The 10,040-nt window shown below is 26.2% G+C and carries 8 protein-coding genes; 5 read left to right on the plus strand and 3 right to left on the minus strand.

All coding sequences use genetic code 11. From position 1 onward, the window contains the following. Positions 1-849 (plus strand): HD domain-containing phosphohydrolase (locus GBG18_RS14050; protein ID WP_152192077.1); only part of this gene is annotated, 849 nt, incomplete at its 5' end. Here the strand turns inward: GBG18_RS14050 and GBG18_RS14055 are convergent. Genes GBG18_RS14055 through rsmH form a run of 3 tightly spaced genes read right to left on the minus strand, consistent with a single transcriptional unit; the run spans position 846 to position 5,084 of the window. Beyond that, the gene (locus GBG18_RS14055) at positions 846-3,935 is read right to left on the minus strand and encodes an efflux RND transporter permease subunit (RefSeq protein ID WP_152192079.1); all 3,090 of its coding nucleotides are present in this window, start codon (positions 3,933-3,935) and stop codon (positions 846-848) included. The genes GBG18_RS14050 and GBG18_RS14055 overlap by 4 nt on opposite strands. Next, positions 3,932-4,189: a hypothetical protein gene (locus GBG18_RS14060; RefSeq protein ID WP_152192081.1), complete on the minus strand. Its 258-nt coding sequence runs from the start codon at positions 4,187-4,189 to the stop codon at positions 3,932-3,934. Before GBG18_RS14060 ends, GBG18_RS14055 begins: the two co-directional genes overlap by 4 nt. Beyond that, positions 4,182-5,084: a 16S rRNA (cytosine(1402)-N(4))-methyltransferase RsmH gene (rsmH, locus tag GBG18_RS14065; RefSeq protein ID WP_152192083.1), complete on the minus strand. Its 903-nt coding sequence runs from the start codon at positions 5,082-5,084 to the stop codon at positions 4,182-4,184. Before rsmH ends, GBG18_RS14060 begins: the two co-directional genes overlap by 8 nt. Before the next feature lie 61 nt (positions 5,085-5,145). Here rsmH and GBG18_RS14070 point away from each other — a divergent pair, with 61 nt between their 5' ends. The 4 genes from GBG18_RS14070 to GBG18_RS14085 all read left to right on the plus strand — a co-directional run bounded on the left by GBG18_RS14070 (position 5,146) and on the right by GBG18_RS14085 (position 10,024). Further along, a complete protein-coding gene (locus GBG18_RS14070; protein WP_152192085.1) occupies positions 5,146-5,724 on the plus strand; it encodes a class II aldolase and adducin N-terminal domain-containing protein in 579 nt (192 codons plus the stop codon). Between the two features lie 121 nt (positions 5,725-5,845). Next, positions 5,846-6,124, plus strand: coding sequence for an HU family DNA-binding protein (locus GBG18_RS14075; protein ID WP_152192087.1), 279 nt, complete (start codon positions 5,846-5,848; stop codon positions 6,122-6,124). Positions 6,125-6,257: 133 nt separating this feature from the next. Then, entirely contained in the window at positions 6,258-7,154 is an 897-nt protein-coding gene (locus GBG18_RS14080) for a cytochrome-c peroxidase (RefSeq protein WP_152192089.1), read from the plus strand. Between the two features lie 2 nt (positions 7,155-7,156). After that, entirely contained in the window at positions 7,157-10,024 is a 2,868-nt protein-coding gene (locus tag GBG18_RS14085) for an EAL domain-containing protein (RefSeq protein WP_152192090.1), read from the plus strand. Positions 10,025-10,040: the final 16 nt, after the last annotated feature.

Raw genomic sequence — 10,040 nt, forward strand, 5'->3', positions numbered from 1 at the left:
AAACTTGAACAAGCAGCAATCTTACATGATATTGGAAAAGTTGCTATTCCTGATGCAGTTTTATTAAAACCTGGAAAACTATCACCCTTAGAGTATGAATTAATTAAATATCACTCAGAAGCAGGTTATAAAATGCTTTTAAAAATCGATATGTATAAAGATTTAGCTTCAATAATAAAATATCATCATTCAAGATATGATGGAAAAGGTTATCCCTTAACTTCACATCCTGATGAAATACCTTTATTATCACATATTATGATAGTTGCAGATGCTTTTGATGCAATGACAACTAATAGAATTTATAAGCCAAGAAAAGCTGTAAAAGAAGCTCTTGAAGATATAAGAAAAGGTGCTGGAACACAATTTCATCCTGGTATTGCAAAAGCTGCTTTAAAAAGCTTAGCAAATATAAAAATTGAAGATACAACGCAACTTCCTACAACTGAATTAGAAGAGAAAAGATTTGCATACTTTTTTCATGATACTTTAACTACTTTATATAATGAAAACTATTTAGAGCCAATGTTAGCTAAAGAAAAAGAGAATTTAAAATATTTATATAATATCCAAGAGCATAATTTCTCTTCTTATAATGAAAAATATGGTTGGGAAAAAGGAAGTGAGCTTATAAAAGAGTTTGCCCAACTACTTTTAAAAGAAATCCCAACAGAGTATATATTCAGATTTCATGGAGATGATTTTATAATTTTATCAAAAAAACAGCTTGATGAAAAAAGAATTAACTCTTTAATAAAAGATTTATTAAAAAATACAGATATAAGTTTTGAAATAAAAAAGTATACTATAAATAGTAACTTTAATATTCAAGACTTATCATACGATTAGAATTTTCTTAAATAAATAATTCGATAAATCATAGGAACATAATACAAATTAAGTACAGTTGCCCATAATATTCCAAAGCCTAAAGATATAGCCATTGGTTGTAAAATCAAGGCTTGGCCAGAAGCAAAGAAGATTAAGCTGCTAAGACCTAATACAGTTGTAACAGAGGTTAACAAAATAGGTCTTAGTCTCATTTTTGCATATTTTTCTAACTCTTCAAGATTTTTAGCTTTTTTAATAAAGTCCATCATAATAATTCCATCATTTACAATAACACCTGCAAGTCCTACCATTCCAATCATACTAGGCATTGTTATATTTATATCCATAACTAAATGTCCTAATAAAACACCTAAAATAGATAAAGGAACTGTACTAATTATAATAATAGGTTTAATTAAAGAATCAAACATCCAAACTAATGCAATAAAAATCAGAATAACTGCTATTAATGCAGCTTGTCCCATCTCTTTTTGTACTTGTTTATTCTCTTTTTGTTCACCTTTAATATCTAAAGTTACTTTTTTATTTAGTTCAATTAACTCACTGTCAAGTTTTTCAAAAACTTCTGCTGAAGTAATATCACTTAATGAAGCAGTAACACTAATAATTTGTTCATTGTTTTCTTTAAATATTTGTGAATATGCTGGTACTTTTATAAAATCAACAACTTCTCTAAGTAAAACTTTTTGATTTGAACTTGTTGTAATTTCAAAACTATCTAAACTACTTAACATATCTTTTGATTTACTCTTAAAAACAATATCAACAATACCCTCATCATCAAACATTTTTGAATAAGTTGCTTTAAAATAATATGGTCTTAATTCATTTAGAATTGTTTGTTCACTTATTCCTAAATCACTTCCATAAGAGTTTACTTTAAACTTCAATTCATAGTTTCCAATAAGTGCATCATCAGCTATATTTGATACTCCATTAATTGTTCCTAAATGTTTTTTAAGAGCGGTAACTGCTTGTGTTACTTTTTGCTTATCCCCTGATACTGCAATCTCAACATCATTTTTTACAATTCCAGCTTGTGGTACAAAGATTTTTAGTTCATCATAAATACCAGAATTTACATCATCTTTTAAAATCTCTTTTAATTGTTTTTCCATATCCTGAGCACTTGATTTTCTTATCATATTTGTATCATCATATTTAGGAGACAAATAAGGATTTATATATTTTTCAAAAACATTAACAGGTGCTCTTTCATTTAAATTTATAAATAATTGAAAATAAAACTCTTCATAATGAGCTTGGTTTTTACCATCTAATTTTAAACCAGTTACTGAAGTAACTGAACTAACTACACTTTTGAAATCTACATTATTTAATATCTTTTTTTCTATATCATAAACTAAAGCTTCAGTTTGTTCAATCTTTTTTCCAACTCCAACAGAACCTGTAATATATACTTGTGTAGAATCAAAAGCTGGCATAAATTCAAATTTTTGAGATTTAAAAATCATAACGCTTGTACCTAGAATTGCACTAACCATTATAAGAATTGCAAAATATTTACCTTTTAGTAAAAAATCTAATATTCTTCCATAAAGCCTATAATTAAAGTCCCATATTTTATGGGATTTTCTATCACCTTTACTTACTTTTAAAATCTCTTTTGCATGAAGAGGTAAAAAGAAAAAAGCTTCAAGTAGTGAACTTAAAAGAAGTACAGAAATCATAATAGGAAGAATTTGCATAAACTTTCCAGTCTCGCCTGTCATTAATAAAATTGGTAAGAATGCAAAAATAGTTGTAGCTGTTGCTGTTAAAACTGCTGGATACATTTCCATTGCACCATCTCGTGCAGCTGTAAATTTATCTTTTCCCATTTCCATATGTCGGTAAATATTCTCACCAACTACAATTGCTTCATCAACTAACATTCCAAGTGCTATTAATGCTCCTAAAAGTGAAAGCATATTTAAACTATAACCTAAGAAATCAGCTGTAATTAACCCTATCATAAAAGATGTTGGTATTCCAATTGCTATTACAATTGCAATTCTAATATTTATAAATACTAATAAAGCAATAAAAAGTAAACATAAACCAAATAGTATATTTGAAACAACTGTGTTTAGCCTATTTTTAATCCAAATAGAAGTATCAATATATGTACTAAACTCTAAGTTTTCATAACTCTTTTCAAACTCTTTTGTAATCTCTTTTATTTGCTTAACAAGCTCAATAGCATCACCATTAACACCTTTATTAATACTAACTGCAATATTAGGTTTAGCATTATAATGAGAAAGATCTGCAACATCTCCAAGAGTATATTTAACATCTGCAATATCTTTTAAATAAAACTTTTTCCCATCAACTTTTATTAATGTATTTTTTATTTTATCAATATTTTTCTCACCATTAAAAGTTGACAAATAATAGTGCTTTGAGCTATCTTTTATCATTCCTATTGGGAAAATTGAACTTAATGATTGTATAGCTTGAATAACCCTACTTTTCTCTAAACCATAAGCATTTATCTTTTCATCATTAAAACTTATTAATAGTTCTTTATCACTTTTTCCAAAAACAGATACTTGAGATAAATCTTTTAATTGCATAACTTTTGATTTTACTTTTTTTGCAACTTCAATTAAATACTCTCTTGAGTTTATATCATCACCTTTTGAATAAACTGCAACTGTAATTAAAGGAAAAGCTTGTTCTATACTTTTTACAACTGGCTCATCCATATCAGAAGGAAGATTTACTTTAATTTTTGAGATAATATCTTTTACATCAGATATCTCTTCTTCAACTTTATACCCATCTTTTAAATCAACTTTTATATTAAAAAAACCATTTTTAATAGTCGATGATATTTTATTTGCAGCACTTAAACCTAATAACTCATCTTCAATATCAGAAACAGCAATTTTGTCTAAAAGCTCAGAACTTGCGCCTGTGTATGAACCAGAAATAGAAATAGCATCAAGTGATGAGGGAGGAAATATCTCTTTTGGAATTTTAAAATATGAAAAAATTGCAAGTAAAAAGATAAAAAGAAGTAATAAATGATTTAAAATAGGTTTTCTTAGTGCAAATTCGATTATACCTTGTATCATTTAACCTCTTTTATAAGAGGATTAAATAAAAGTGAGTCAATAATTTGATTTTTAAATTTCATATCTTCTAGTTGTTGAGCTAAAAATTTATTCTCTTCTTGCAGTGAAATATAGTGTGCATAAAGTTTATTAATATCTTTACTAATATAATAAATATTATTTCTAAAATATATTTTTGGAAAATATAAAACAATCGCAAAAAACAGAATTGTAAATACAATCACTAAAGTATTAAAAGCATTTAATCTAATCAAACTTAAAAATCCTTAATTTTGAACTTCTACTTCTTGGATTTTGTTTAATCTCTTCTTTTGTTGGAATAATTGGTTTTCTAGTAATAACTTTTCCTAAAGCATGGTCATTCCCACATTCACATCTAAAAGCTTCAGGAGGACAGATACATGATTTTGTCCATTTTTTAAAATAGTTTTTAACAATTCTATCTTCTAGGGAGTGAAATGAAATAATAGCAACAATGCAGTTTTTTAATTTTGCTGATTCTAAAGAATCAAAAAGCCTTGTTAAAACTCCTAACTCATCATTTACTTCAATTCTTATTCCTTGAAAAGGAAGAGTTGCTGGATGTATTTTACCTTTTGACATCTTTTTTGATAAAAGTGTTGCAATCTCTTTAGCAGAGGTAAAAGGTCTATTATTTACTATTAATGAAGCTACTTTTTTATACTCTCGTACTTCTCCACACTCTTTAAAAACTCGTTCTAACTCACTTTGAGAGTATGTATTTACTACTATTGAAGCATCTAAACTTTGATTTTGGTTCATTCTCATATCTAAAGTCTCACTCTCAAAACCAAAACCACGCTCTAACTTATCTAATTGTAAAGATGAAACTCCAATATCAGCTAAAATACCTCTTATGTCATACTCTTTAAAGTTATCAAGAACATGTTCAAAATTACCTTTATTAAATGTAACTCGTGAAGAAAAAGATTCAAGTCTTTTAGCACAAAAAGCTAAAGCCTCATCATCTTGGTCATTACATATTAAATTTACAGTTTCATTTTGTTCAAGTAAGCCTTGAGTATGACCACCAAAACCAGTAGTACAATCAATTATATAGCCCTCTTTAATATCAGAAAAAGCATTTAGTGTTTCATTAAATAAAACGGGAACGTGAGGTATTTGCATTCAAACAGTCCTTATTAAAATTAGTATATAATACCCAAAAATATATTTAAGGCTTTTTAAAATGCTTGACAAGGCTACAGTTAAACAATTAAGTGAATTATCTCTTACTATGTTTAGAAAGAATTTTTTTGGTATTTATCATGGTGCTATTTCTGCAAAACTTGACCAGGAAAATTTTCTAATCAACACAAATGATGCAATTTTTGATGAAATGAGCTCAAGTTCATTTTGTTCTTTAAATATAAATAAACAAGATTATAGATGGAAAATTGCAAGTATGGAATCACATATTCATGCTACAATTTATACAAATATTCATGAAGCAAAATATATAGCTTTTGGAATGCCAATTTATACAACTGCTTATACTTTTGAACATGATTCAATTGTTTTTGAAGATTATTTTGGAAGAACTACATTTGGAGAAATTCCAATTTATGATCCAGGAGATTATGAGACTTGGTATAACAGAAACGCATTAGAAATTACAAAGTATTTAAAAGAGTCACCAAATAATGTAATGGTTATAAAAGGTGTAGGGGCATATGTATACCATAGAGACTTAAACGAGCTTGTAAAAAAGATAGCTATTTTAGAAAACTCTTGTAGATTATTAAGTATAAAAACATCATTTTGTTAAAAAAATCTCTTTATTGATTATTATTTTTATTATTTATCAATATAAAGACCTAGTTTTAGCTATTTTAAAGCTTAAATAGTATAAAGTTTATTCAAATTTATTTTAATTAAGGAGTTCATCCATGAACAAAGCTGAATTTATTGACGCAGTAGCTGCAAAAGCTGGTTTATCTAAAAAAGACGCAAAAGGTGCAGTTGATTCTGTATTAGAAACAATTACTGAAACATTAGTAAAAAAAGAATCTGTAAGTTTTATCGGATTTGGTACATTCACAACTGCTGATAGAGCTGCAAGAACTGCTAAAGTTCCAGGAACTGATAGAACAGTAGATGTTCCAGCTACAACTGTTGGAAAATTCAAAGTTGGTAAAGCTTTAAAAGAAGCAATTGCTAAAAAATAATTTATACAAATAATTTAACTTTAAAAGGGTCTGTTTTTTAACAGACCCTTTTTTTATTTCTTATTTCAAACTCGCTTTAACTAAAAAAAATAAAAAAAACTATATAATAAAATAAACCTGAAAAAGAGTAGAAATGCCTAATTTTTTTATTTTAATAATTTTTATATGTTTCAATATGCATGCAAATATAATAAGCCCTATTCCTCAAAGTATGCCAACAGATGAAAAAAAAGTAGCATTAGGTAAACTATTATTCAATGATACAAGACTATCAGTTGATAACACAATCTCTTGTGCTTCATGTCACCTCTTAAATGAAGGAGGAGATGATAATAAAAGTGTTTCTACAGGAGTAAATGGATTAAAAGGCGAGTTAAACTCTCCAACTGTTTTTAATTCTGTATTTAATTTTAAGCAGTTTTGGGATGGAAGAGCTGATAATTTAAAAGAGCAAGCCTTAGGTCCAATTTTAAATCCAATAGAAATGGGAAATAATTTTGATACTTTAATCGTAAAACTTGAAAAAACTGAGTATTTAAATATTTTTAATAATATTTATTTAGATGGTATTACACAAGATAATATTGTAGATGCTATTAGCGAATATGAAAAGACATTAATTACACCAAACTCTGATTTTGATATGTATTTAAAAGGTGATACAAATGCAATAACTCAAGTTCAAAAAGAAGGATATGCTATTTTTAAAGAAAAAGGTTGTATTTCATGTCATCATGGAATTAATATAGGTGCTAATTTATATAGTAAATTAGGTGTAATAATTGACCCAAGTATATCTCATCTAGGAATGACAAATAAAGATAAAGAAGAGAAGTTTAAAGTTCCAAGTCTTAGAAATGTAGCAAAAACTGCACCATATTTGCATAATGGAAGTATTAAAACATTAAATGAAACTGTTAAAACAATATCTTTATATCAACTTGGAAGAGAACTAAAAGATGATGAAATCTATAAAATTGTAAAATTTCTAGAATCTCTTAATGGAAAAATTAAAGAAGAGAGAAAATAAATATGAAACTTACAAAAAAAATATTTTTCATTTATATACTAAGTATTGTATTTATTTTTTTATTAACTTTATTTGCATATTTATTTAAAATTGAAAATAATATAAAAGATTATAGTATATATAAAACACATTTTTTAAATTTAATACTTTCAGAAAAAGAGTTTAAAAACTTTTTTTTACAAAAAAATAAGTTTATTAATTTTGATAAAATAGTAAATGAAACAAAAAACTTTGAACAAACATTAAGCATTTTAAATACTAGTGATTTACATAAAGATTTTGGGGATGATTTTCTTAAAAAACTTCAGATAATAAACTCTAATTATACAAAAAAACTACAGCTTATTGAGGAGTATAAATCTTCACAAGTTACTATTTTAAACTCAATGTATTATATATTAGATTTAAATAAATCCTTACAACTTGACGAAAACTATGACCTTTCATTAAAAACAAAAATTAATGACATTATGTTCATAATGTTATATAATCTTATTGAAATAGATGTAAATATTGATTCTATTTTAAATAAAATTGATTCTCTTAAAGAAACAAATTATGAAAATAATGATAAAAGAATAATATACTTCACTCTTCACTCTAAAAAGCTAATAGACTTAATTATTGACTCAATGAAGCTAACAAAAAGTTCTGAAGAAATATTACTTGAAGAATCAATAGTAAGTGCATCTTTACTTCTTGATGAAGTTTATAATGATTATCTACAAAAGAAATTAATAATCTCACTTTTATTTTTTATATCATCTATAACAATTATGATTACTCTTGTAAAAATATCATTTACTACAACCAAATTAAAAAATGAGCTTTTAGCTTATAAATACGCAGTGGAGCATAGTGATAACTCAGTAGTATTAACAGATGCAAATAAAAAGATATTATATGTAAATGAAAACTTTGAGACAAATACAGGTTATCTAAAAGATGATATTTTAGGAAAAGACCCTAAAGTATTATCTTCAGGACTAAATTTAAGAGCTACATATGATGAATTAAATGAAAAACTTCTTTCTGGAAAAAAATGGGAAGGTGAGCTTATAAATAAAAGAAAAGATGGAAGTTTATTTTATGAAAAAGTTTCAATTGTTCCTATTTTTGTTAATGAAAAAATCGAAAATTATCTTGCAATTAAACTTGATATTACAAAGTATATCAAACAAAGAGAAGAGCTAAAAGAGTCATCAATTGTTTTTGAAAATACAGAAGAAGGTATTTTAATTACTGATGCTAATCAAAGAATTATATCTGTTAATAAAGCATTTGAAAAAATTTCAGGATATACAAAAGAAGAGTTAATTGGAGAAAAACCTTCACTATTAAAATCTTTTAAACATGATAGATTCTTCTATAAAAAAATGTGGTTGAGTATTCAAGAAAAAGGTTATTGGAAAGGTAAGATTTACGATTTAATTAAAGATGGTTCTATTATTCCAACATGGTTAAATATTACAGCAGTTAAAGATGAAAATGGAAAAGTAATAAAATATATATCAATGCATACAAATTTACAAGAGATTATAGATAGTCAAGAAAAAGCTGATTATCTTGCATATCATGATAGTTTAACAAACCTTCCAAATAGAATTAAATTAGAAGATCATCTTTCACATGTAATAGCTGTTGCCTCTAGGGATCATCTTACTATGAGTATACTTTTTATTGATTTAGATAGATTCAAAATCATTAATGATACATTAGGACACCAAGTAGGTGATAGACTTTTACAAAATGTTTCAAAACGTATAAGAAAAGTTTTAAGAGATACAGACATGGTTGCAAGAATGGGTGGAGATGAATTTATTGTAGTTCTAGAAACAGCACGAAATAAAAAAGCTGCTGCTTATGTATGTCAAAAAATACTTGATACTCTTAAAGAGAGTATTAAAATTGGAGAACATACTCTAAACACTAGTGCAAGTATTGGTGTTGCTATGTTCCCTGATAATGGAAAAACAATAACAACTTTAATTAAAAATGCTGATACAGCAATGTATCATGCAAAAAGTCTTGGTAAAAATAACTATCAATACTATAATGAAGAGTTATCAATTAATATTCATGACCAATTAAAAATAGAACAAGCTTTAAAACAAGCAATTTCTGGTGATGAATTATATTTAAACTATCAAGCACAATATGACTTAAGAACTAAAGAAGTTATATCTTTTGAAGCTCTTGTAAGATGGGATAGTAAGAAAATTGGCTTTACACCTCCTAATATTTTTATTCCAGTTGCTGAAGATACAGGAATGATTGTAGAAATTGGAGATTTTATTTTTGAAAAAGCTTGTAGTGATTTTAAAAAGTTTAAGCAAATTAATAAAAAACTTCAATATATAGCAATAAATATTTCAACTATACAATTTAGAGATAAGCATTTTGTTAGTAAAATCAAAGAAATTATAAAGAAAATTGATATTCTTCCCTCTCAAATTGAATTAGAAATTACAGAGAGATATATAATGGAGTTTAATGAAACAAATATGCTTATTTTAGATGAGTTAAGAGCATTAGGATTTAGGATGTCTATTGATGACTTTGGTACAGGATATTCATCTATGAACTATTTAACTAAACTACCAATTGATATTATAAAAGTTGATAAGTCTTTTGTTGATGGTATTCCAAAAGATAATAACAATATGCAAATATCAAAAGCAATTATTGCATTATCTAAAAGTTTAGGTTATAGAACAGTTGCTGAAGGTATTGAAACAAAAGAACAAGAAGAGATACTTCTTAGTTTAAACTGTAATATAGGGCAAGGATATTTCTTCTCTAAACCGCTTGATTATGATAATACTATAGAGTTTTTAAATAAGAAAAAATTTAAAATAGCAACTACATAAACTTTTTAGTTTTTCG

Origin of the sequence: Poseidonibacter ostreae (genome assembly GCF_009208075.1) — a bacterium.
Classification (GTDB): Bacteria; Campylobacterota; Campylobacteria; order Campylobacterales; family Arcobacteraceae; genus Poseidonibacter; species Poseidonibacter ostreae.